Raw genomic sequence first — 25,128 nt, forward strand, 5'->3', positions numbered from 1 at the left:
TTTTATTTAAAAAAATGACTAAATTTGTCAAGACAATAAAAGTCATAATAAAAAATGAAAACGCTTTTAAAAAACGCAAGGGAGAAAAAAGGCCTGAAATCAAGAGAGCTTGCACTTCTTCTTGATGTTGATCAAGCCTTGATAAGCAAATTCGAATCGGGTTCTAGAAAGCCAACTCGGGAACAAGTTGTAAAGCTTGCTTCAATTCTAGATATAGATTTGGAAATCCTTATGGTTGCTTGGTTAAAAGAAAAAATCCTTTACGAACTAAAAGACGAAGAATTTGCAATAAAAGCTATGATGGTTGCCGAAGAAGAGATGCGATATTATGCAACTCCAAAAAAAAAGGTCTCAACTTCTTTGAAAAAAATGTTGGATGAAATTGACAACTTAAAATCAAAATTAGATAAGTTTAGAGAGTTTGATAGTTACAGGATTGCTCAAGCATTGGAGCTTGAATATACTTTTGAAAGCAACAGAATAGAGGGTAATACTTTAACTTTAAGAGAAACAGATTTGGTTATTAATGAAGGCTTGACTGTTTCGGGAAAAAGCATGCGGGAACATCTTGAAGCGATTAATCATCAAGAAGCGATAGGGTATATCAAGCATTTGATGGAAAAGAATTCAAATCTGAACGAGAGAGAAGTTCTGTCAATTCATAATTTGATTTTGAGAGGCATTCATCCAGAAGATGCCGGAAGATATAGGAAAGTTCAAGTTATGATAAAGGGAAGTTCTCACATGCCACCACAGCCTTTTATTGTTGCAAAACAAATGGAAGATTATTTTTTTTGGTATGAAGCCAATAAAAAAGCATTACATCCGGTTGTTTTGGCGGCCGAGATGCACGAACGTTTGGTCACGATTCATCCTTTTATTGATGGAAACGGGAGAACTTCAAGATTGGTGATGAATTTGATTTTGCTTTCGCATGGTTATATTATAGCCAATATCAAAGGTGATTATGAATCTAGGATGGAGTATTATCAATCGCTGGAAAAAGCTCAAACTACTTCTAATAAAGAAGATTTTTTATTGTTTATTGCTAAAATAGAGAAAGAAAGCCTTGAGCGATATATCTCTATAATTGGAGTATAAAATTTCAAAGCTTAATTTGTTTCAATTCTGATTTTAAATCTTAAAATTAATCAAAAAAAAACCCATCAATTAAGATGGGTTTTTCTTCGCACTAATAAACTAAGTTTATAGGTTTATCTCAATCGATCCACAGATTTTACGAGATCTTCATCCTTTTTGATGGCTTTATTGGCCAAAACCAAGAAAACGATAGCAACAATAGGGAGGAACATTCCAATACCTTTCTCTGAAACCGTAACAGTTTCTCCAGATAAATTTAGTGAACGGTAAACAAATAATCCTAATAAAATTAAATTCAATATGATGTTCAGCCTGCCAATAACAAACTGATTTTGTCTCTTTTTGTATGAAATGATGCTCAATAAGGATAATGTTGTGCTTAAACCAAAAGCGGTAACATATTTAATATCAAACATAAAGAAAAAATCTTTTTCATCACTTGTTGTCCATAAAGGAAATACAAATGGTAAAACGCCAGTGATGACCAGTGCAATCAGCAAATAAATTGTTTGAACTCTTTGTAGCATCTCTTTAATTTTCTTCCACAAAAATATATTTTCTTTTTTAGAAATACTATTGTATGATTAAATTTTATTCGTAATATTGCATAGCAGATCCTTAAGTACTTCATTCTTTGAGGAATTGACATCAAAAAAATTGCACTACATTATCTCACAACAACTTTCCAAACTAATTAATTCAAATAAACTACATGTTTGATATTTCTGTATTAAAAGAAATGAAGCTTTCTGAGCTTCAGGAAATCGCCAAATTGGCTAAAATAAAATCTACAGGCGTTAAAAAAGAGACTTTGATTTCTCAAATTATAGAGCGTCAGTCTGCTTCTGAAAAAGTTGCAGAAAATGAAAATACTATTGTTGCTGAAGACAGTTCAAAATCAAAAAGGGTTAGAATTGCTCCAAATAAAAAAGAAACAACTGCCGAAAATGCTGATTTGTTTACTAGATCTGAAGTTACTTCGGAAGCCAATGAAATTGTTCAAGATCAAGAAGCTCCAAAGGAGCGAAAAGTAATCAAGTTTAATAAGGCTAAATATGAAAACAAGGTTAACAACGCTATTCAGAAAGAAAAAGTAGAGAACGTTAACGAAAGCCAATCAGAAGAAAATAGCACCACTGGTGAGAAATCGCAAACAGTAAATGCTGAACAAGTAAAGATTCAAAAACCTCAAAATCCTGTACAAAAGCAGAATCCTGCACAAAAGCAGAATCCAAATCCCAAACAAAATTTAAACCAAAATCAAAACGGAAATCAGGTGCCAAACGGCAACCAGAATCCAAATTTCAAAGCAAAGAAAAATAATTTCCGCGATGCCGATTTTGAGTTTGATGGAATTATTGAAAGTGAAGGTGTTCTTGAAATGATGCCGGATGGATATGGTTTCCTTCGTTCATCAGATTATAATTACCTAGCTTCTCCGGATGATATTTATTTATCAAATTCGCAAGTTCGGTTGTTTGGTTTAAAAACCGGAGATACCGTAAAAGGAGTGGTTCGTCCGCCAAAAGAAGGAGAGAAATTTTTTCCTTTGGTGCGGGTTTTAAAAATAAACGGACATGATCCTCAAGTTGTTCGCGACAGGATTTCTTTTGAACACTTGACTCCCGTTTTCCCTTCGGAAAAATTCAGATTGGCAGAAAAGCAAAGTACAATATCTACAAGAATCATTGATTTGTTTTCTCCAATTGGAAAAGGACAACGTGGTATGATTGTGGCACAGCCAAAAACAGGAAAGACAATGCTTTTGAAGGATATTGCGAATGCAATTGCAGCAAATCATCCAGAAGTGTATTTGATTGTACTTTTGATTGATGAACGTCCTGAGGAGGTTACCGATATGCAAAGAAGCGTTAGGGGAGAAGTAATTGCTTCTACTTTTGACAGAGAGCCTCAAGAACATGTTAAAATTGCGAATATCGTCTTAGAAAAAGCAAAACGTTTGGTAGAATGTGGTCACGATGTTGTAATCCTTTTAGATTCGATTACACGTTTGGCAAGGGCTTACAATACTGTTCAGCCTGCTTCAGGAAAAGTATTGAGTGGTGGTGTTGATGCAAATGCGCTTCAAAAACCAAAACGTTTCTTCGGAGCCGCAAGAAATGTAGAAAATGGAGGTTCGTTGAGTATCATCGCGACAGCGTTGACAGAAACGGGTTCAAAAATGGACGAAGTTATCTTTGAGGAATTCAAAGGAACAGGAAACATGGAATTGCAGTTGGACAGAAAAATTGCCAACAAACGTATTTTCCCGGCGATCGATCTTACTTCTTCAAGTACAAGACGCGACGACATGTTGCTTGATGAAAAGACGTTACAGAGAATGTGGATCATGAGAAAGTATCTTTCAGATATGAACCCTGTAGAAGCAATGGATTTCATCAACGATCGTTTCAAGAAAACTAGAAACAATGAAGAGTTTTTGATTTCTATGAACGACTAATCGTTTGAAATCAATACACATAAAAAAATCCGATGGTTAATTATCATCGGATTTTTTGCTTTATAAAATGAATCAATTTTTAATTTACAATTACTTTTTTAGTTATTGATTGGTTGTCAGAACTTAATTTTAGGAAATAAAAGCCAGAGTTCAAGTTTTCAAGCGTGAAAGTATTGTCGTTGAAAGCTGGGTTTTTAATCTGTTGCATGATTTGTCCGTTAATGTTGATCAGTTGAATTTCATTCAAGGCAACTTCACTTTGAATATTGATTCTATGGTTGTTTGATGGATTTGGATATACAACCACATTAGCCAATGTTTCAAATTCTTGAGTAGAGAGGAATACATTCGGCCAACGGTTTTCTGCAACGGGACCACCCCAGATGACAGTTGCCAAATAAGGATTATCGATAAAAGGATTTCTGTTTCCTTGTCCATAGGCATTTGATGCATTTCCTAAATACGTATTTCGTTTGTCTTCAAATAATGAAACTGGATCTTCGGCATTCCATTGAAGGAATAAATCGATCATATTGGTATCTGTAGCAACTGGAGTTCCAATACCAACATTTATTGGTAAACATTGACTTCCGTAACGCAGATACATATACATCATCATTCTTGCCACATCACCTTTCCACTCATCTCCGGGATACCAAAACAAGCCCGTTTCAAACGAATTTCCGGTTCCATTAAAAAACTTATCATTGTCTCTATCGGCATTTCTCTTTTTGTCGCTAGCTCTCAAATGATGAGCATCTCCACCAGGTCCGGTAGTTCCTAAATTGGGAGTTCCAAGTCCTCTAGGATAGGTATGTTCTCTGTTCCACAAACATGAAGCTGCTGTGCCATTATCATCAAAAGCTTTATTTCGTGTTCTATGGTCCTTGTCATCAGTTGTAGATGTTGGGCAAGTGGTATTACTAAAGCCATAAAGCAACAATAAGTTTGTATTGGTAGCATCTGTAGGATCCAAATCAGTGATCATTATAGCATTTTTTGCTTCTGCATAACTCAAATTGTTGGTATGGGTAGTAGTTATTTTTGTAGTTAATGTTGCTTTCAACGAATTGCCGGTTAGCGACCAATTGAAGCCATTGTAATAAGCGGCAGGAGCTCCCGCTTGGGAAAAACCTGCAGTAAGGACTAACAGGTTAAGTAAAGTAATTAATTTCTTCATTTTTAAATTTTAAGGACGACAAATGTATGCGATTATTTCATTCACAGAAATTATTTAACAGAAATAGAGATGTTTGTAATAAAAGAAAGCCAAAGTTTGGTTGCTTTGGCTTTCTTGGTTGTATATAGACAATAATCTAATTGACTATAATTTTCTTTGTTACTGATTGGTTTTCAGAACTTAATTTTAGGAAATAAAATCCTGAGTTTAAATTCTCTAATGTATAGGTATTGCTGTTAAAGACAGGTTTTTTGATCTGTTGTATAATTTGTCCGTTTACATTAATCAGTTGTATTTCGTCCAAAAGGGTCTCACTTTGAATGTTGATTCTGTGATTGTTTGTAGGATTTGGATAGATAGCAATGGTATTTTCTAAAGAAAAAGAACCTGATGAAAGTGCGGCACATTCAGCTGACCATATTTGGCACACATAATTAGGATTATCGATGAATGGATTTCTGTTTCCTTGAAAGGTATAGATGTAATTATTAAAATCGATTTCTTTTTGACTTACAGGATCGTTATTGTGCCAGGTAATAAGGATGTTTAAGAATGTATTTGAGAAAGCTTTGTTTTCGCTACCGTCAAACATTGCAATAACTGCCGGTGTACTCGTAGAATTGGTGGCACTAGTGAAAAACTCATCCATTTGTGTTTCATATCTCGTAGCAAAGTAAAAGAAACTCCTTGCTACATCACCTTTGAATTCATCTATAGGCTCAAAAACAATTCCAGTAAAGCCTGCAGAATAGCCCGTATTTGCATTGTTTCCTTTCTTGGATCCATTTTGAGAATTGCATGGAATATTGGTAGCGCCATTATTGCAAGGACTAGAAGTGGTTCCTACAACAGGTCCGAAAGGATAATTATCTCTCCAGCCATTTACTTTTCCGTCTGAAGGAACAACATGATGTGCATCAGAATACATGGGCATTTCACTATTAAAATAAGATTGAGGTATTAAATGCTCTTTGTTGTAGCATACTCCTTCAGCATTGTAATTTCCGCATTGTTGAGAAACTGTTGTATAGTTATAAGGGTCTGCACTATCAGGATTTTCAGAATAAATATCCAATAATGAGTTATCATTTTCATAATACTGATCTCTCAAGCTTGTAGAATATAAACTCCAAAGCCCTGTTCCATACGGTTGTCCAACATGTCCATTGCTAATGATATTTTTTAGTTGAGTTTTCAAAGCATAGCCCGTTCCTGTTGCATTATTGTAATAATTTGCAGGGGCTTGTGCGAAACCTATAATTGTAAACAGCAAAAAAAATAAAGAGTAATTCTTTTTCATAGTTTTAGTTTAAGCTTTTCTTTCTAACAAAGCCATATAAAATCCATCAAATCCTGAATCGGAAGCTAGAATCTTTGAATCTTTTACAAAGGTAAAGTTTTTGCCGTTTTCTGTGGTTAAGAAATGCTTAACTTGTTCCTGATTTTCAGAGGGTAATACCGAACAAGTGGCGTAAACTAGTTTTCCTCCAGGCTTAACAATTCTTGAATAGCTTTCTAGAACTTCAGCTTGCACTTTACGGATGTTGTCGATAAATTCAGGTTGAAGTTTCCATTTTGCATCTGGGTTTCTTTTCAAAACACCCAATCCGCTGCAAGGTGCATCAATCAAGACTCTATCTGCTTTTTCTTGTAGTTTTTTGATGACTTTCGTCGAATCGATGATCTTATATTCGATATTGAAAGCACCATTTCTTTTGGCTCGAAGTTTCAATTGCTTCAATTTACTTTCGTATAAATCCATTGCAATCAACTGGCCTTTATTTTCCATCAAGGAAGCCAAATGCAAGGTTTTTCCACCAGCACCAGCACATGTGTCAACGACTCTCATTCCAGGTTTAACATCAAGAAAAGCGGCAACTAATTGGGAATTTGCATCTTGAACTTCAAAAAAGCCTTCCTTGAAAGCATCTGTCAAGAAAACATTTGCTCTTTCTTTCAAAACCAAAGCGTCAGGTTGGTCTGTCAAATAATCAGTTTCAATATCCAAATCCATCAAGATTGCTCTTAATTTTTCTTTGGTGGTTTTCAAGGTGTTTACTCTTAAAATCACTTTTGCAGGTTGGTTTTGAGCCGCAATTTCTTTTGCCCAAGCTTGTTCTCCTAATTCTTTCACACCCAATTCGTCCATCCAATCTGGAATAGATTCCTTGTAAACGCGAACTTTAGAAAGCTCATCAAAACGTCCTTTTATTTTACGTTCAGGTGTTCCTTCCAGCTGCCTCCAATCGGGAATTGGATATCCTCTCAATACTGCCCAAACGGCAAATATTCTCCATAAATCATCTCTGTCAAAAGGTTCCTTTACATCGGCAATTTCACTGTATAATCTTTTCCAACGTACTATTTCATAGATGGTTTCGGCAACGAATTTCCTGTCGTGGCTTCCCCAACGTTTGTCTTTTTTCAAGGCTCTTGCCACCACTTTATCAGCATATTCTCCGTCATTGAATATTGCATTCAAGGAGTCAATCGTGGTGTAAACTAAATTTCTGTGTAATCTCATTTTTATTTTAAATAGGGGTGCAAAAGTAGTCTTTTTTAGCCAATAGTTATAAGTAAATAGGCAAAAGTCAACAGATTAACTATAATTTAATCATATTTTCCATTAAAATAAGCCATCCATTTTCCTTGAACTCTCATAACTTGCTCGATAACATCTCTTACTGCACCTCGACCCCCTTCTTTATGAGAAATATAAGTTGAAATCCCTTTGATTTCTGGGCTTGCATCTTGGGGACAGGTTGGTAAACCTACCAATTGCATTACGTGATAATCAGGAATGTCATCGCCCATATACAAAACTTGTTCGGGTTTGATGTTGTAGATTTTAATATATTCGTTGAAATTCTGAACCTTGTCCGGACAAGCCAAATGAATGTCGGTGATGCCAAGATTTTGCAAACGAACACGAACTCCTTCATTGCTTCCACCCGAAATGACGCAAACATGATAGCCGCTTTCAACAGCCGCTTTCATTGCATATCCATCACGGATGTTCATCGTTCTGAGCATTTCGCCCGCTGAGGTAATATGAACAGAACTGTCTGTCAGAACGCCATCAACATCAAAGATAAAAGTTGTGATGTCGTTCATTAATTCCTTATAACTTTTTGCCATGGTCTTGAATGGATTGCGTTAGTAGTTTATATATGTTTTTATGATTATCATCTGATAAGAAATCAAGATGGGATTCAATAGTAGTTTGATCATTCCTTTTTGCGGGACCTGTTTGGGCTTCATCTGGCGAAAGCGACATAATTTTATCGGCAGTTTCTTTTATTAATGGTTGTAAAATATCAAAAGGAACTTGATGTGCATCACAAATGTCATTTCCAATTTTATAAAGATGATTGACAAAATTATTGACGAATACGGCCGAAACATGCAACGATCTTCTCTGTCCTGAATTGATGGTGAAAACTTTATCGGATATAGAATCGGCCAGCTTTTTCAAGACATTATAATCGTCGTTGAATTGGCTTTCGATGCAAATAGGAATATCTTTAAAATCAACTTCCTTTCCTTTTGTAAAAGTTTGCAACGGATAAAAAACACCTTTTCTGTTGTTGTCATCCAAGCTTTCCATCGAAGCACTTCCCGAAGTATGCACCACCAAACGGTTCTTGAAAGGCAACTGCGAAGCGACTTTGGCAACAGCATCATCCGAAACGGCAATGATATATACATCGGCTTCCGCCAAATCCTCAAAGCTATTCGTGATTTTATCAATGGAAATAAGATGTGAAACGGATTCTATCTTTCGAGAATATACTTGAATTATTTGCACAGCATCACTTTTATTGAAAGCCGAAAGCAAATGCTGGGCCACGTTGCCCGAACCGATAAGGGTTATTTGTATCATCCGACAAATTTATTCAAAAAATGGGACTTTATGGAGTATGCAACTACGTTTGCAACAATTGAATGAATAAAAATTAGACACGAATTGTACTAATTTACACCAAATTTTATCTGCCAAAATCATTTTCGTGAAATTTCAGAGTATGTATTCATGTAAATTGGTGCAATACGTTTCTGTATAATCTGTGAAAATCTGTGTAATCTGTGTTTATTTTTTAATATTGAAATTAGCACTCTGTTCTGGCAAAGGCACAAACTCTGTTTCTCCTGGAACTTTTGGAAAAGTTTGGTCGAGCCATCTTTGTTTCGCATCCTCAATCAGTTCTTTTGTTGAGGCTACAAAGTTCCAGTAGATGGTTCGTTCTTCGGGGAAAGGTTCGCCACCAAAGATATAAATTGTGGTGTTTTCATTCATTTCAAACGAACAAAGTTTGGAGTCTTTTGCAATCAGGATTTGTTTTGGTCCAAAATTATTGCCTTCGCTTTCGATGCTTCCTTCTAAAATATACAATGCACTTTCGCCAAACAAATCATCGCCTAAAGTAACGGTTTGCTTGGTGGTTGATTTCAATTCGAGAAAATAAAGCGGACTATAAACCGGCACTCCAGATTTTTTTCCAAAGGCTTCTCCGGCAATTAGCTTGATGTCGATTTCGCCAATCTTCCAGTGCGGAATATCTTTCTCTTCGATGTGGCAAAAGTTAGGTTCCATTTGTTCAAGGTGTTTTGGTAGAGCCACCCAGATTTGCAAACCATGTAAGGATTTGTCAGAAGTTCGAAGGTATTCTGGTGTTCTTTCAGAATGAACGATGCCATTTCCGGACGTCATCCAGTTCACGGCTCCTGGTTTTATCTCGATTTCCGAACCTAGGCTGTCACGGTGCATAATGCTTCCTTCGAAAAGATAGGTAAGCGTCGAGAGTCCGATGTGTGGATGTGGCGGAACGTCGAAATTCTCGTATTCGGTTAATTTTATAGGTCCCATGTGATCGATAAAGGCAAAAGGACCCACCATTCTCTTTTCGCGGAAAGGCAATAAACGGCCTACCATGAAATTCCCCACGACACTTGGTCGTTCTTCTATTATAAGTTTGATGTTTGACATTGTGGTTGTTTTTTAGTAGCTCAAATATAAGAAAAAATAGAAAACGATAAAATGTAAGAAAAGTTAGTTGATATCCAATTAAGGGTTTGCTTTGTAAACGAGGCAAGAAAAACTATCTTTAAAGCATCAAATAAAACAAGGATTATGAAATTATATAAAAATTTATCTAAAATACAGTTTTTAAAAAAGAGCTATGTTGCAAAATTTTTATTCGTGGCCTTTCTAGGTATCCATATCCCCTTGATCGGGTTGATTATTTTTATCTTATACTTTAATGATTCGTGTTCACCCACAACTATTTTTATCCTCACTTTGGTATTGACACTGCTTGCCACAGCCATAACGCTTCTAATTTTAAAAAAACTCATGAAGCCTATGGAAGTAATGTCTAAAGCTTTGGATAATTATCGAAACATCAAAATAATTCCAAATTTGCCACAGGAATTTTCCGATGAAGCAGGAAAGTTAATGATCAACATACAATCTACAATAGATGAAAATGAAAATCTGTTGCAAGCAAAACAGGATTTGATTTATCTCTTATCCCACGATTTGAAAAATTATATCGACAATGCCTCTTCATTGGCAAAAGTGATTTCGGAAGAGGATGTATCTGCAATTACCAAAAATTATGCAAACTTGATTGTAGAAAACACTCACAAGCAAACAGCTTTTATCGATAAATTTATTAATTTTTTGAACGAGGAGGATAAAATTATCAAGCAAGATATTGGAGTCATAAAGATTGATTTTAATGAAATAGTTACTTCACTTGAAGAACATTTTGCTCAAAAATTAATCAATAAAAAGTTAGAACTAATCGTTGAGAAGAATATTGATTACGCTAATTTGAAAGTTGATAAGGAATTGTTGATGCGAGTCTTGACGAATTTGATTGGAAACGCCATCAAATTTTCATTTCCCGAAAGCAGGATTGCTTTAAGTTTTCAAAAGCAGGACCAGCATTTGAAAATTGCCGTTCAGGATAATGGAATTGGTTTCGAAAATTCAAAAAGTGAGTTGTTATTTGAGAAATTTACCAAGATGAGTAGGAGGGGAACTCTGGATGAAAAGTCAACCGGGATAGGTCTTTATCTGTCCAAACAAATCATAAAGAAGTTTGAAGGAAGCTTCACAGCTCAAAGCGAGGGCATCAATACAGGTTCAAGATTTACGGTTAGCTTGAAAATTAATGAATGATAGTGACCAAGATTGAATATGCAACCGACTTGCCTAGACTTTATTCCTGCTCCACTCGCTCCAAGAACCCACATACAATTTCGGAATTTCCAATCCTGCAGAAGCTATCGCTAGAAGCGTATGGCAAGCCGTTACCCCTGAACCGCAATGCACGATGATATTTTCAGGTGAAATGCCATCAAAAATGTTCAAGTATTTTTCCTTTAATTCATCTGAAGAAAGGAACAAACCGTTTTCGTCCAAGTTTTTGGTAAACGGAATATTGATGGCTCCTGGAATATGTCCGGCAATCAAGTCGATGGGTTCTTTTTCGCCACGATACCGTTCACTGTCGCGAACATCAATCACGATGTGGTTTTGGTCTTGGGATGCTTTTTCAACTTCAGCCATTGCGGCAACGGGAAGTTTCCAGCCTTCTATTTTGTACGGTTGTGTTTTATGGATTGTCACTTGATTTGCATTTATAGGAAAACCCACTCGTTCCGCTTCCTGAAATCCACCATCAAGCACTTGTACTTTTTCATGTCCAATGGCTTTGAGCATCCACCAAAACCGTGCTGATGCATTTGATCCATTTTTATCATCATACACCACAACATGGCTGTCCTTCGAAATACCTAATCTTGATAAAGTTTCTGAAAATTGTTTTATTGTTGGTAACGGATGCCTTCCGCCATCAGCGAAATCTTGTTTTATATCGGCAAGGTCTGTATTTAAATCAATAAAAATAGCTTTGTCCAGATGTTGATGGTGATAGTTTTCATAAGCGTTTTTGCTATTGCTTGCATCAACTAGGATTAGGTTTTTTGAATTATATAAAACTAATAATTCTTTTGCTTGGATTAAGGGAGAGGTGGGTTGGGTCATTTATTTTTATGATCAATTATTTGTCTTAATATACTATCTTCCACTAAAGTAATAATTTAATTCTATAATGATAAATTCCTAAAGGAAAAGTCTAAAATCTTACAGGAAGCTTCTAGAATCAAATGGGAAAAGTCGCTAACCTCGCATCAAACTTTAAAAAATAAGAATGCAATCCTACAGTCCGTTCATTCCCGAAATTCTTAAACTTCAAAACTAAATTCATAAATCAAAAAAATGTATATTTGCTTCTTTATTTTTAATGACCGATGGACAAGAAGACCGAAGAATTTTATGAAAGGCTAAAAGTGGAGCTCGACAACAGCAATACTTGGCCGGCCGAATACCTATTTAAATTTATTGTACCTACTGATGAGGCAAAGATCGAGGCAGTGAAAGAGGCTTTTAATTGCCTTGGAGCCGTGATCAAAACAACTCAATCTAAAACGGCTAAATTCACAAGCCTTTCGGTTGATGTGCAAATGAAAAGTGCCCAAGAAATCGTTGATAAATACATAGAAGTTTCTACAATTGAAGGTATAGTTTCCCTATAAATATGACTGAAAAATATATAAAAGAAAATGCGAATGATGTGGTGTTCAACTTGGAATATAATTCTGAAAGACAACATTTGATCATTCCTGAATATGGTCGACATTTGCAAAAATTGATCGATCAGGCTACACTTATTGAAGATCGTGAACAGCGAAACAAGGCGGCAAAATACATCATTCAAGTAATGGGAAGTTTGAATCCGCACCTGCGTGATGTGCCTGATTTTCAGCACAAGCTTTGGGACCAGATTTTCATCATGTCCGATTTTAAATTGGATGTAGATTCTCCTTATCCGATTCCTTCGCGTGAGGTCCTGCAGCTAAAGCCGGATGTTTTAAGCTATCCACAGAATTTTCCGAAGTACCGTTTCTATGGCAACAACATCAAATACATGATTGATGTGGCCAACAAATGGGAGGAAAGTGAGTTGAAAGATGCGTTGATAAAGGTGATTGCCAACCACATGAAGAAATCCTACCTGAGCTGGAACAAGGATACGGTTAAGGACGATGTGATTTTTGAGCACCTGTATGAACTTTCAGCCGGAAAAATCAATATGTTGGGCAGTACCGAGGAGTTGCTCAACACAAACGACTTGATGAGGACGAACCAAAGGATGTCGAACAAGATTTCGCCAACCGGACCTCAGAAACCAAAAATAATGAAGAAGGGAAAACCAAGTGCCCCAATTCATAAAAATCAAAATAGAAAACCATAGAAACGTTCTAGGTTGTAAGTATATGTTTAAACGTAGAACCTACAACTTACAACGTATAACTTATAACTAAAAATAATGGGAGTTTTTAAAATCGAAGGTGGTATCCGTTTAAAGGGAGATATAACGCCACAAGGAGCAAAGAACGAAGCATTACAGATTTTGTGTGCGGTACTTCTGACTCCAGAAAAAGTAACCATCAATAATATTCCAGATATCATTGATGTCAACAAATTGATTACTTTATTGGGTAATCTTGGTGTGAAAATCCAAAGAAATGAAAGAGGTTCGATTACCTTTCAATCGGATGAGGTGAATGTTGGTTATCTTGAAACAGAAGCTTTCAAGAAAGAAGGTGGTTCGTTGAGAGGTTCGATTATGATTGTTGGTCCGCTTTTGGCTCGTTTCGGAAAAGGATATATCCCAAAACCGGGTGGAGACAAAATTGGAAGAAGAAGATTGGATACCCATTTTGAAGGTTTCATCAACCTTGGAGCGAAATTCAGATACAACAGGGAAGATCATTTTTATGGTGTAGAAAAACCAGAAGAAGGTTTGCAGGGAACCAATATGCTCCTTGACGAAGCTTCGGTAACAGGAACGGCAAACATCGTGATGGCGGCTGTTTTGGCAAAAGGAACCACTACAATCTACAATGCAGCTTGTGAACCATATTTGCAACAATTGTGTAAGATGCTGAACTCAATGGGTGCTAAAATCACAGGAGTTGGTTCAAATTTATTGACGATTGAAGGTGTTGAAAGCCTTGGAGGTTGTACTCATAGAATCCTTCCTGATATGATTGAAATTGGTTCTTGGATCGGACTTGCTGCCATGACAAGAAGCGAAATCACAATCAAAAATGTAAGTTGGGACAATCTTGGGGTTATTCCAAATACCTTCAGAAAATTAGGAATTACGCTTGAAAGAAGAGGTGACGATATTTATATTCCAGAACATAAGGACGGATATGAAATCAAAACCGATATCGACGGATCAATCTTGACAGTTGCTGATGCACCTTGGCCAGGTTTTACACCGGATTTATTGAGTATCGTTTTGGTTGTGGCAACTCAGGCAAAAGGAGATGTCCTAATTCACCAGAAAATGTTTGAAAGCCGTTTGTTCTTCGTGGACAAATTGATTGACATGGGGGCCAAAATTATGTTGTGCGATCCACACAGGGCTGTAGTTATGGGACATAATTTTGAATCGCAGTTGAAAGCAACAGTAATGTCCTCGCCAGATATTCGTGCGGGAATTTCCTTGTTGATTGCTGCACTATCTGCAAAAGGAACAAGTACCATTCAAAATATCGAGCAAATTGACAGAGGTTATGAAAACATCGACGAACGATTGAGAGCTTTAGGAGCTAAGATTGTTAGAGAGTAATTTAATTTTAGATTTTAGAGTTCAGATTTTAGATTACAGAAATAAAAAACCCGAAGACTTGATAGTTCTTCGGGTTTTGTTTGTTTATTTAAATTCAGAATATACAATTTTATCTTTTAATTGTAACTGTGTTAAGTGTTTGCTTGTTGTTCCAAGTGGAGCTAATGGTGTCCAGTTTTTAGCATAATATAAAGTTACTTTCTTACCAATGTATTCTTTTTTGGACAAAATAATCCCTTTTTCAAATCCACGGTTGATATAATAGGTTGTTTTGTCATTCTCTAATTCGAACAAAATGTCTTTTGCTCCAGCTTCAGTGATATTTTTTACAATGCCTTCAACTTTTACTGAATTTTCTAAAGAAATATCAATTGGTTGAAAGGCGAAGAATAAAAGGACTAAAAAGAGGAATATGATAGAAACGGTTTTTCTCATTATATATCGTTTAAAGGTTGATTATTAGAACGATAGTAAAAGAAATAAAGTATGGATTATATTCAAAAAAAAAATTAGGATAAAAATTCAGATAGTAGTCCTAATTTGGATGTTAAGCAAAAAATGCCTTTTCAATCGAAAAGGCATTTTTTTATGATAGAAGTTTTGCTTTTTATTTTACGAAGCTATCAATAATTTTATCTGATTCTGCTTTTGCAGCAGTTGGTTTCAAATCGAACAAGTGCATGAAAAGTGGTTTTTTGTTTACGGCAGCCTCAAGATTCAAATCTTTGTTTCTGTCGAAGATTGTCTGCCATTTTGCACGAACGTTTTTCCACAATGCAGCATTTTCTTTCCAGTATTTCTGACCTGCAACACATTTAGAGTCGGCCACTTTTTTGTAGTAATCTGTTCCTTTTTCTTTCGCTAGCAAAACATCTTTTCCGCTGTCGTCTCTAACGATTTTTTCATTGTCCTGATCGTGAGTCCAACCCGCTTTTGTAATTTCATGAACATTTGTTCTTTTCGTAACGTTATAATCCTCTCTGATCGTGTGTTCTCTTCTTGGAAGTGGAGCATCCGTGGTGTTTTCCCAGTAGTGTCTTCCGTCAACGTGAACCCATGTTGCTGTTCCTTCATATCTCGGACTATCATCAACCTGAAACACTCTTTGGGTCCATTGTCCTTTAACGGCATCTTTTGGCAACGTCTGGAATTTCCAGGTTTTATCTTTGAAAAATTGATAGAATTTTGTGTTTTCAAATTCCCAATCCTGTCTCCAGTGCTTGATGATCATCGTGTCGCTCACAATCAAAAGATGTTGCATCACAATTTTATTTGGCGTGTCTTCCACCAATTCAACCCATTCCAAAGCTGTTTCGTGTTTGGTTTTTGACGGTTTGTAGTTTTCGTCTTTCGAGTAGTTAAATGTTTCAGCAAAGTTGAATTCTACTTCATAACAGCCACACATCGATTTGATGGCCTTGATGTCTTCTTTTTTCTTGTCTTGAGCATTTCCGCTAAACGATAATAGGGCAAGAGCGGCTACAGCAATCAGGTTTTTCATTTTATAGATGTTTTAAAAATTTCTGATGCAAAAATATTAAATTTATTTAGAACAAGTAAAAATAACTTATATATTTGCAAAAATATTTTATTAAGATTAAATCTAAATAATGCGAAGCAAATTATTCCTCTTATCCTTTTCATTTTTGTCTTTCTCGGTTTTTGCCCAGGAAAAGGAGCAAGATTCCCTAATAAACAATCTTTCGGAAGTAGTCATAACAGGTCAATATAATGCCCAATCGGTAAAAAAATCGGTATTTCAGGTAAAGGTGATTTCTCGTGAAGACATCGACAGACAGGCAGGAAATAATTTAGCCGATTTATTGAACCAAACTTTAAACATCAATATTATTCCGAATGCTTCATCCGGAAAATCAAGCGTTCAGTTGTTTGGTTTGGATGCCCAATATTTTAAAATTCTAGTGGATAATATTCCAATCATAAACGATGAAGGTTTAGGGAATAACACCGATTTGACGCAAATCAATTTGGATGATATCCAACAAATCGAAATCGTGGAAGGTTCTATGGGGGTTGAGTACGGAGCCAATGCCGTTTCGGGAATCATCAACATCATCACTAAGAAAAATTCAAAATATAAATGGGAAATCACACCTTATATTCAGGAAGAAACGATTGGAAAGGAATATAATCTGGTGGATAGAGGAAGGCACATCCAATCTTTGAAAGTAGGTCATAATTTTAATGAAAAGTGGTATGCAAATGCTTTAATCACTACAAATGATTTCAAAGGTTTTCTGAATGATAAAAAAGGAAAGAATCATATTGAAAATGATGGTTTAAGAGGCTATGAATGGTTGCCAAAAGAGCAACTTAATGTAAAATCCTTAATCAGTTATAACCTAAAAGATCATCGCTTTTTCTATAAATTCGAATTTTTCAAAGAAACTACCGATCGTTTTGATTCTTTCGTTGATGATGGTCATCATACTCAAACTCAAACTACAAGACCAAGATCTGCTGATGAAATTTTTGAATCGGAACGTTTTTTCCATCATTTGAATCTGACCGGAAAGTTCAATTTTATGAATTATGATGCTTCGTTTTCCTTTCAACAACAAAAAAGAAATGTAGAAACTTATAATTATTGGATAAGAACGGGTGAAAAATTCGACGTCAAGAATTTTGAATATGAATCGAGAGACGGTTTTTATTCGAAAGCTAATTTCAGTAATTTCTTGAAAAGCGAAAACGTTGATTTTCAATTAGGTTATGAAATCAGTGAAATCAATGGTTATTTGTCTAGCATAGCCGGATTGTTTCAGGATAATATTGACAGGCGATTAGGTTCGTATGATGTTTACGGTTCAACCGAAGTGAAAATCAACGACAAAATTTCCATTCGTCCAGGAGTCCGAGCTTTGTTTTCTTCTCAATTTTCTACCCAAACGGCTTTGTCTTTAAGCAGTAGATTTTTCCTCAAAAACGATTATGAATTAAGAGCCATTGTGGGAACATCGCCCCGTTTGCCGAATTATGAAGAAATGTACACCTATTTGGTTGACGTGAACCATAACGTTCAAGGAAATCCGGATTTGAATCCAGAACAAGGCGTTTCGGCATTTTTACATTTGAACAAGATATCGAAATTTAAAAGCGGCATTCAATTGAGCAACAAGTTTTCGGCTTGGTATATTGATGTGAAAGATAGAATTGAGCTGATAATTGTAAATCAAACACCATTACAATATCAATACAGAAATATTGATGTGTATAAAACTATTGGAACTTCTTTTACAAGCTCGCTAAACTACAAAAATTGGATTGTAAACGCTGGAGTAACTTTTGCAGGAGTTTCAAAAGTGTTGGACAGTCAAGAAAATCACAGTGATGACTTTTTATATGGCTTTCAATTGAATGCAAATCTCTCGTATAGAGTTGAAAAAATCAATACTGTTTTTTCTGCTTTTGTAAAGTATAACGGACCACAATATCAGTTTGTGAATCAGGAAAATGAAAATGGCGAAAGCATTTTGGTTAGAGGAAAACAGGACGGATTTACTTGGCTTGATGCAACTGTGAAGAAATCATTTTTCAAGAATAATTTTGAAGTTACCGTTGGAGCAAGAAATATCCTTGACATCACAACCATCAATACAACCTCTGTAGAGGGTGGAGCACATTCTGGTCCGCCAACCAATATACTAATGGGATACGGAAGATCCTATTTCATGAAATTATTATACAAACTAAACTTTTAAAGAGATGAAACGCCCAGACCAAATGTCCTATAAAAATAGAATTGAAATTTGGGCGTTCCATCTGACAATTAAAAAACAATAAATGCTTACAGATGAAATTTAGACTTTACGCAACAGCCCTATTTTTTATTCTTTTCGGAATAAACGCTTGCCAAACTGACGATTCAATTCCGTCACAGCCTTTTGTTATTGCATTCGACAAGCTATCGTATGATTTTTCAAAGATTGAAGATATACAAGAAATAAAGCTTGTTTTTTCTGAAAAGGCAAAGACTTCCGGTTCGGTTGTAGTTCGGCTTACGCCAATAGATGCAACTTATGGAACTGATTTTTCGACGCTTCCAATTGCTCAAGATAATAAAGTTGAAATTCCGTTTCAGGCTGGTCAGGAAACACTTTCGTTTACTTTCAAGAATCTTATTTTTCCATTTGACAACGATACCAAATCGATTGAAATGGAAGTAATTGAAATCAGATATGATTCGGAAACTTCCATTCAAGGCTATACAAAATCGGTTATTTCATTTGAGCGTTCCATTGGAGCCGTGGTTTTTCCAGAAGTCGGAGGTCCAAATCAAGGTAATCAGGTTTTTATAGATTTAAGTACCGAGGAAATAACAACAGCCAGAAGAGACAGTTGGGATTTGGGCTTTTATGGTGGAGATGCATTCCGTGTAACCATCAACGGGTCGCTTTATATGGCGGTTAAGCAACTTGAGTCAACGAATATTGATGCTGTTACCCAATCCAGTGTACAGCAATTTCTGGCGACTGTTGCTGTTGGAACTTTTGATCCTACAAATGAAAATTATATCGATAACCCGAACGGACATTTGGACCAAACGGCTATTGCAGAAATTTCGGATACTCCGGAAGATAACAAAGTGTATTTGGTTAATATGGGATACACTGTAGGGACATCAACTCCTCCTGTAGGAAGTGTAGCTGTAGCTGGAGATCCAAGAGGTTGGAAAAAAATCAGGATTTTGAAACAAGGCGAAGGCTATCTGCTTCAATTTGCCGATTTGAACAGTGCAACCCACGAAGAAGTTTCCATTTCAAAAAATGAAGCTTACAACTTTACTTTCTTCAGCCTTGCTACAAAAAATATAGTTCAGGTTGAACCTGAAAAAACAAAGTGGGATTTGAGTTTCACGGTCTTTACCAATATAATCGAAGGGGCAGGTTCCTATGGTTATTCAGATTTTGTATTAAATAATTTGAAGGCTGGAGTAAAATTATATCGAGTAAATACAAGCGTAAAACCTTATGCAGATTATAGTTTTTCAGATGTAAACGATGCCAGTTTCGAAAACGACCAACGTGTCATTGGAGCCGATTGGAGGGATGTTTTTACAGGAGGAGCCTATACCGATAGATATTACATCATCAAAGACATCGACAATAATTATTACAAGATACGAATGCTCGGTTTCCTCAATGATAGTGGGGTTAGGGGCTATCCTAAATTTGAATATCAACTTTTACAATGATTCAATTAAAAATTAAGAATTAAAAATTATAAATTTTAAAAACCCAATATAAATCAATTTAATACTTTATCATTATGAAAAAAGGTTTACTTTTTCTTTCGTCCATATTTTTTAGTGTTGTAATGACAGCACAGGTCACAACCAGTACGGTTACCATGTCGCCAAGTTATGCCAATCAGGTGTATTTTAAATTGGCTACACAAACTTCAACTCCTTTTGCCAATACGCTTTGGGATATCGCTTTCTACAGAAAAAGCAATATGAGCATGGCCATCAGAACCAACGATGCCAAAGGAATTGCCACTTATGAAGCATCCAATAATTTAGCCGATTGGGCAACTATCGATGTTGCCAATGAAGCTAACTGGACTCGTCTTTACAACAGCGAAACCATTTGGGAAAGAGGTGCATTTGATAATGGTAGCGAGACTTCATCTCCTTTCGGATACGGATGGGGAGTGTATAATATGGCTACTCACAAAGTGACGGGAACCATCATCTTTGTTTTGAAGTATGCCAACAACACCTACAAAAAAGTGAAAATGGTTGAATTCTTCGGAGGTTATACGTTCATCTATTCAAGCTGGGACGGAACGGCTTGGAGTGCAGACCAAACTGCAGTCGTGCCAAATACATCAAATCCAAACAATAATTTCAACTACTATTCTTTGGAAACCAATGCTCAAGTAGTGGCGGAACCAGCAAGTACAGATTGGGATTTGTTGTTTACAAAATATATGGCGATGCAACCAAGTGATGTTATGTATTCTGTAACAGGAGTTTTGCACCATCCAGATGTTCAAGTGGCTGAAAATGCTTCTGGAGCAAGCACAGATTTGACGTATTCTGAAGACATCAACACCATCGGTTTTGACTGGAAAACTTTGGATATGGCTACTTTTGCCTATGTTGTAGATACTCAAAAAGCATTTTTTGTAAAGTTGGCAAACGGTACCATCTATAAAATCAACTTCCTAACATTTGCAGGAAGTAGCACAGGTGTAATCACGTTCAATCAAGAAGATGTTACGGCACAACTTGGTAGCGAAACCTTTGAAAACAAAGTAACGTTCGGGGTATATCCAAATCCATCAACCGACAAGAAAATCAATCTGATCTATGAAATGCCTTCTGGAAATAGCGATAAAAACTTGGTGACAATTTATAGCATCACAGGTGCTCAAATGTATCAAACTACAATCGACAGCAACAGCGGATTTTTCAGTAAAGAATTAGATTTGAATTTCTTGAATTCAGGAATGTATCTTTTGAAATTTGATTCAGGAGATTATTCAACCACTAAAAAAATCATCCTTAAATAATAAGGTAAAATATAGAAGACAGTTTTTTTTGTTTGAATTATTTATTGTTTAGTTAGTTGCCAAAAGCCTTCGCCACCCAGCGGAGGTTTTTTTTATGACATTAGATTTCCTTTGATAATCGTTACAATCGCACTCACGATATATTGAATTCCGATGGCAATTACAATAAAACCAACAATTCTAGAAATAGCTACAATTCCCGAAGCTCCAAGGATTTTAGACAAATAATGGGCACTTCTTAAAATAATAAAAATAGAAAACGCTACCGCCAAAATTGCTAAACTTGCAATGATGATTTCATGTGTTTGCTGATGGTCCTGGTAAAAAGCAATCAAGAGCGAAATTGATCCCGGACCTGCTAACATCGGAATTGCAAGAGGCGTCAAGGCGATATCGTTTCGGTTTTGAACATCATCTTCTACTTTTTTATTGATACCCCTAGTTTTTTTGAATTTTCCCGTTAGTAAAGAAAATCCCGAACTCACGATAATCAAACCACCGGCAATTCGCAATGCCTCGATGCTTATTCCGAAAAAATCCAACACATATTGACCCACAAAAAACGATATAATCAAGATTAGGAAAACATCAATCGCCGTCCATAAGGAAATTCTGGAACGTTCCTTTTTATCGTCGTGTTGGGTTAGTCCAACAAAAATCGGAACGGTGCCAATTGGGTTTAATACAGAAAAAAGGGCCGCGAAAATGTAAATGAATAATTCCATAGTTTTTTTGCAAAATTAAGGTTGGATGTTTTGGTTACTCGTAAAGTTATGAATAAATAATTATTACGATATAGGAAAACAACTTTTTTAAAATTATATATTTGTAGAAAGTCATTTACAAAATGAAAAAACACTACAATCCCCTAATTTTTTTCTTGATGATGATGTTTGCAATTCCGTTGCATGCACAAATAATTCAAGGCGTTGTTTTGGATAGCAAAACACAGGAATCCCTTCCCGGAGCTACGGTTTATCTTGATGGGACTACCATTTCTACCATAACCGATGAAAACGGTAATTTTAGCATCAACACCAAAAACAGCAATGCCACTTTGGTGGTGAGTTTTGTTGGCTACACAACAAACAGATTGGAAAATCCTTCACAATATTTCAATAAAAAACTCAAAGTGCTTCTTGAAGAGCAATCCATAAATCTCGATGAGGTTGTGGTTGGCAAGGGGCCTTTCAGCCGAAAGCAAATGATGAAGGTTTTCAGGGAACAATTTCTGGGCGAATCAAGAGCAGGAAGTTCCTGCAAGATTGAAAACGAAGACGATATCGTTCTCTACTACGATGTTTCCAACAATACCCTGAATGCATCGGCAAGAAATCCATTGAAAATAAAAAACAGTTATCTGGATTATGAGGTGAATTTTGATCTTCAGGAGCTAGTGGTTCAATACAATTACAAGAGTCTGGACAAGCACAACCAAAAGCAAAGCTTTTTCTCCGGCACCACTTTCTATACAGACATTTCAAAGAACAATAAAGCCGACAAGAAAAGGAGGGAAACGTTCTACGGTTCGGCAATACATTTTGCCCATACGCTTGCAAATAATGCTTGGGAAAAAGAAAACATCCGGCTTTTTGTGAATGGATTTCAAGTAAACCCAGCCGACTATTTTAAAGTGAAGGATACTTTGGGATGGAAAAAAGTAACGCTGATAAAAGAGCCACAAAAATCAGTTAAGAAGCTCAAAAAAGAAAAAGGTTCGTCAGGTCATATCTTAATATCTGAAACCAATGAATTCGAGATGAAGCCAACCAATTTCAACATCCTCTATAAAAAAGACAAGCAATCGGTGGTAGATTTTGTTCAAAAGGAGATTTTTGTTGACGAAAACGGGAATTACAACCCCATTTACGGCATACTCTATGGCGGTTACATCGGCACCCTAAAAGCCGGCGACATGCTTCCGATAGATTATTATCAGACTATTAAAGAAATGCAAAAACAGTAAATACTTCCATAAGGAAACCCTAATTTTACAAAAAAAAATAAATATGAAAAACAAGAAAACTCTGGTACTCGGTGCTTCCGAAAATCCATCCCGATATTCCAACATGGCCATCAAAAGTCTTCTCGGAAACGAACAATCTGTAGTAGCAATCGGTCAAAAAGAAACCGAGGTAGAAGGCGTGAAAATCCAAACCAAGCAAATTCCTTTTACCAACGTTCACACCGTGACACTTTACCTCAATCCGCAACGTCAAAAAGATTATTACAATTATATTGTCGGGCTTCAACCCAAACGCGTCATCTTTAATCCCGGAACCGAAAACCCAGAATTCTATCAATTATTGAAACTCAACAACATCCAAGTCGAAATCGCCTGTACACTAGTTTTGCTTTCAATGAAGCAATATTAATCAAGTATTTCTATAAGAATTAGGAGCGAATCTTGGTTTTGTGTTTGGAAACCATGTTCCTGCCTTCCTTCCTCTCGTCCCAAAAGACGAGATCCTCCAGTCAGGGCTAGTTAAAAATCCCTGTCTGCCGACAGGCAGGCATTTTTATCCCAGAAACTCAAAACCTCGTTTGCTCGGTAGCCTTTCTGCTAATCAGCATAAGTCCAATAAAAGTCAAGGCTCCATTCAAAATAATCAACTCTTCGGCAAATTCATAATTCCCAAAAATTTCCTTCGAATAAGCACTGATCACGAAAGTTATTGTAGGAGCCAACACGCAAATAATCGGAACAAATTTATCCTTCACGGTTTTGGTTTTCATAAACAATCCAAAGGCATACAAGCCCAAAAGCGGCCCATAAGTATAGGAAGCAATCTTAAAAATCAAGCTCACCACCGAATCGCTGTTCAGCAAATAAATCACCAAAATCACCAAGAACATCAACCCCGAAAAGCCAATATGAACCAAATGGCGTGTCCTAACCATATTTGGATTCGAAGCATTTTCGGCCTTGTCCATTCCTAGAAAATCTACACAGAAGGAAGTCGTCAGAGCCGTCAAGGCAGAATCCGTTGTGGCAAAAGTGGCGGCCGTCAATCCCAAAAGAAAAACAATTGCAGGAATCAACGTCAGGTAATTGAAGGCAATTTCAGGAAAAAGTAAGTCCGTTCGTGGCTTCCCTGTAAAACTATCCAAAGGAACAGAGATTCCATTTTTTTCGGCATACATATAAAGTAGGGCACCAACACTCAAAAAGAAAATGTTGATGATCACGAAAATTCCCGTAAAGGTGAACATGTTTTTTTGTGCCTCGCCAATGTTCTTGCAACTCAGGTTTTTCTGCATCAAGTCTTGGTCGAGTCCAACCATTGCTATCGTTACAAAGATTCCTCCCAAGATTTGTTTTACTACAAAATTGCTCTTGAGCCAATCTTCATAGAAAAATATCTTCGAATAGTTGCTGTTTTTCACGGCTTCAAATGCCTGTGGAATATTGTAATCCAAGCTGTCGCAGATAAAATAAATCGTAAAAATTACCGACGAAACCAGAAAAACAGTCTGTAAAGTATCGGTAATGATGATGGTCTTCAATCCGCCACGATAAGTATAAGCAAAAATCAAAGCCAATGATCCAAAAACGGTAGCCCAAAACGGAACGCCAAAAGCATCAAAAACATAGCGTTGCAGGACAATTACCACCAAATACAATCTCGCTGCCGAACCAATCGTTCTACTTATTAAAAAGATGGAAGCGGCCGTTTTATAGGAAATGGTTCCGAGACGTTGCTCGATATAACCATAAATAGAAGTCAGGTTCATCCTGTAATAAAGCGGAAGCAGTACTTTTGCAATCAAAATAAAACCGATGGCATTCCCCAATACAAACTGAAAATATTTAAACTGAATGTCGGGCGAACCCACCTGACCCGGAACCGAAATAAAAGTAACCCCGGAAAGTGCGGTTCCAATCATCCCGAAGGCCACCAGATACCATTTTGAATTTTTGTTGGCTTTGAAGAATGCGTCGTTTCCGCTGTCCTTTTTGCTTACAAAATGTGAAATCAGGAACAAAACTCCGAAGTATATGATAATTAAAATTAGGATTGAAGTTGGTGTCATCAGCTATTTTTTATAGGAAGCCAAAGTAGAAAAAATATTTTGATAATTTATGGAATCAACAAATTAACAAATCATCTTATTTTCAAATTGATTACTTTTGC

General features: G+C 36.3%; 23 protein-coding genes. 11 read left to right on the forward strand and 12 right to left on the reverse strand.

Annotation, left to right across the window (positions count from 1 at the left end):
• Positions 1-54 precede the first annotated feature (54 nt).
• Positions 55-1,101 carry a Fic family protein gene (locus J2X31_RS11080; RefSeq protein ID WP_310026766.1) on the forward strand — a complete coding sequence of 349 codons (1,047 nt, stop codon included), beginning with the start codon at positions 55-57 and terminating at the stop codon, positions 1,099-1,101.
• Between the two features lie 113 nt (positions 1,102-1,214).
• On the opposite strand, the gene J2X31_RS11085 is transcribed toward J2X31_RS11080, so the two are convergent.
• Positions 1,215-1,628, reverse strand: a complete 414-nt coding sequence (locus tag J2X31_RS11085; protein WP_310026767.1) for a DUF4293 domain-containing protein — start codon at positions 1,626-1,628, stop codon at positions 1,215-1,217.
• A 185-nt stretch (positions 1,629-1,813) separates the two neighbouring features.
• On the opposite strand from J2X31_RS11085, the gene rho reads away from it, so the two are divergent.
• Entirely contained in the window at positions 1,814-3,562 is a 1,749-nt protein-coding gene (gene rho, locus J2X31_RS11090) for a transcription termination factor Rho (protein WP_310026769.1), read from the forward strand.
• A gap of 79 nt (positions 3,563-3,641) precedes the next feature.
• Here rho and J2X31_RS11095 read toward each other — a convergent pair whose 3' ends face one another.
• The 6 genes from J2X31_RS11095 to J2X31_RS11120 form a co-directional block, all read right to left on the reverse strand.
• Positions 3,642-4,742, reverse strand: coding sequence for an endonuclease (locus tag J2X31_RS11095; RefSeq protein ID WP_310026770.1), 1,101 nt, complete (start codon positions 4,740-4,742; stop codon positions 3,642-3,644).
• A 136-nt stretch (positions 4,743-4,878) separates the two neighbouring features.
• On the reverse strand, positions 4,879-6,042 hold the full coding sequence (locus J2X31_RS11100; RefSeq protein WP_310026772.1) for an endonuclease: 1,164 nt from the start codon (positions 6,040-6,042) through the stop codon (positions 4,879-4,881).
• Positions 6,043-6,051: 9 nt separating this feature from the next.
• Entirely contained in the window at positions 6,052-7,266 is a 1,215-nt protein-coding gene (locus tag J2X31_RS11105) for an RsmB/NOP family class I SAM-dependent RNA methyltransferase (RefSeq protein ID WP_310026773.1), read from the reverse strand.
• 86 nt (positions 7,267-7,352) lie between these two features.
• Positions 7,353-7,880: a KdsC family phosphatase gene (locus J2X31_RS11110; protein ID WP_310026774.1), complete on the reverse strand. Its 528-nt coding sequence runs from the start codon at positions 7,878-7,880 to the stop codon at positions 7,353-7,355.
• Complete coding sequence (locus J2X31_RS11115) at positions 7,864-8,625, reverse strand: Rossmann-like and DUF2520 domain-containing protein (protein WP_310026776.1); 762 nt, start codon at positions 8,623-8,625, stop codon at positions 7,864-7,866. The genes J2X31_RS11110 and J2X31_RS11115 overlap by 17 nt, the downstream gene beginning before the upstream one ends.
• A gap of 207 nt (positions 8,626-8,832) precedes the next feature.
• Positions 8,833-9,729 (reverse strand): pirin family protein, encoded by an 897-nt coding sequence (locus J2X31_RS11120; RefSeq protein WP_310026777.1) that lies wholly within the window; start codon positions 9,727-9,729, stop codon positions 8,833-8,835.
• Between the two features lie 144 nt (positions 9,730-9,873).
• Here J2X31_RS11120 and J2X31_RS11125 point away from each other — a divergent pair, with 144 nt between their 5' ends.
• Positions 9,874-10,929, forward strand: coding sequence for a sensor histidine kinase (locus J2X31_RS11125; RefSeq protein WP_310026778.1), 1,056 nt, complete (start codon positions 9,874-9,876; stop codon positions 10,927-10,929).
• A 33-nt stretch (positions 10,930-10,962) separates the two neighbouring features.
• On the opposite strand, the gene J2X31_RS11130 is transcribed toward J2X31_RS11125, so the two are convergent.
• On the reverse strand, positions 10,963-11,796 hold the full coding sequence (locus J2X31_RS11130) for a sulfurtransferase (RefSeq protein ID WP_310026780.1): 834 nt from the start codon (positions 11,794-11,796) through the stop codon (positions 10,963-10,965).
• A gap of 266 nt (positions 11,797-12,062) precedes the next feature.
• Here J2X31_RS11130 and J2X31_RS11135 point away from each other — a divergent pair, with 266 nt between their 5' ends.
• The 3 genes from J2X31_RS11135 to murA all read left to right on the forward strand — a co-directional run bounded on the left by J2X31_RS11135 (position 12,063) and on the right by murA (position 14,455).
• Positions 12,063-12,347: a DUF493 family protein gene (locus J2X31_RS11135; RefSeq protein WP_026706356.1), complete on the forward strand. Its 285-nt coding sequence runs from the start codon at positions 12,063-12,065 to the stop codon at positions 12,345-12,347.
• A 2-nt stretch (positions 12,348-12,349) separates the two neighbouring features.
• Complete coding sequence (locus J2X31_RS11140; protein ID WP_310026781.1) at positions 12,350-13,066, forward strand: DUF4290 domain-containing protein; 717 nt, start codon at positions 12,350-12,352, stop codon at positions 13,064-13,066.
• A gap of 75 nt (positions 13,067-13,141) precedes the next feature.
• On the forward strand, positions 13,142-14,455 hold the full coding sequence (gene murA / locus J2X31_RS11145) for a UDP-N-acetylglucosamine 1-carboxyvinyltransferase (RefSeq protein ID WP_310026782.1): 1,314 nt from the start codon (positions 13,142-13,144) through the stop codon (positions 14,453-14,455).
• 84 nt (positions 14,456-14,539) lie between these two features.
• Here the strand turns inward: murA and J2X31_RS11150 are convergent, their stop codons facing one another.
• Positions 14,540-14,890 (reverse strand): hypothetical protein, encoded by a 351-nt coding sequence (locus tag J2X31_RS11150; RefSeq protein ID WP_310026783.1) that lies wholly within the window; start codon positions 14,888-14,890, stop codon positions 14,540-14,542.
• 172 nt (positions 14,891-15,062) lie between these two features.
• Complete coding sequence (locus J2X31_RS11155) at positions 15,063-15,956, reverse strand: DUF6607 family protein (protein ID WP_310026784.1); 894 nt, start codon at positions 15,954-15,956, stop codon at positions 15,063-15,065.
• A 109-nt stretch (positions 15,957-16,065) separates the two neighbouring features.
• Between J2X31_RS11155 and J2X31_RS11160 the strand changes: the two genes are divergently transcribed.
• The 3 genes from J2X31_RS11160 (at position 16,066) to J2X31_RS11170 (ending at position 20,992) form a co-directional block, all read left to right on the forward strand.
• Positions 16,066-18,177: a TonB-dependent receptor plug domain-containing protein gene (locus J2X31_RS11160; protein WP_310026785.1), complete on the forward strand. Its 2,112-nt coding sequence runs from the start codon at positions 16,066-16,068 to the stop codon at positions 18,175-18,177.
• A gap of 92 nt (positions 18,178-18,269) precedes the next feature.
• Positions 18,270-19,670 (forward strand): HmuY family protein, encoded by a 1,401-nt coding sequence (locus J2X31_RS11165; RefSeq protein ID WP_310026786.1) that lies wholly within the window; start codon positions 18,270-18,272, stop codon positions 19,668-19,670.
• 74 nt (positions 19,671-19,744) lie between these two features.
• Positions 19,745-20,992, forward strand: coding sequence for a T9SS type A sorting domain-containing protein (locus J2X31_RS11170; RefSeq protein WP_310026787.1), 1,248 nt, complete (start codon positions 19,745-19,747; stop codon positions 20,990-20,992).
• Positions 20,993-21,084: 92 nt separating this feature from the next.
• On the opposite strand, the gene J2X31_RS11175 is transcribed toward J2X31_RS11170, so the two are convergent.
• Positions 21,085-21,717 (reverse strand): MarC family NAAT transporter, encoded by a 633-nt coding sequence (locus J2X31_RS11175; protein ID WP_310026788.1) that lies wholly within the window; start codon positions 21,715-21,717, stop codon positions 21,085-21,087.
• A gap of 122 nt (positions 21,718-21,839) precedes the next feature.
• Between J2X31_RS11175 and J2X31_RS11180 the strand changes: the two genes are divergently transcribed.
• Both J2X31_RS11180 and J2X31_RS11185 read left to right on the forward strand, forming a co-directional pair.
• Positions 21,840-22,958, forward strand: a complete 1,119-nt coding sequence (locus J2X31_RS11180) for a carboxypeptidase-like regulatory domain-containing protein (RefSeq protein WP_310026790.1) — start codon at positions 21,840-21,842, stop codon at positions 22,956-22,958.
• 43 nt (positions 22,959-23,001) lie between these two features.
• Complete coding sequence (locus tag J2X31_RS11185; RefSeq protein ID WP_310026792.1) at positions 23,002-23,367, forward strand: CoA-binding protein; 366 nt, start codon at positions 23,002-23,004, stop codon at positions 23,365-23,367.
• A gap of 157 nt (positions 23,368-23,524) precedes the next feature.
• Here J2X31_RS11185 and J2X31_RS11190 read toward each other — a convergent pair whose 3' ends face one another.
• A complete protein-coding gene (locus J2X31_RS11190) occupies positions 23,525-25,027 on the reverse strand; it encodes a sodium:solute symporter (protein ID WP_310026793.1) in 1,503 nt (500 codons plus the stop codon).
• Between the last annotated feature and the right edge of the window lie 101 nt (positions 25,028-25,128).

The sequence above is a fragment of the Flavobacterium arsenatis genome, assembly GCF_031456785.1.
In the GTDB taxonomy this organism is placed as follows: Bacteria; Bacteroidota; Bacteroidia; order Flavobacteriales; family Flavobacteriaceae; genus Flavobacterium; species Flavobacterium arsenatis.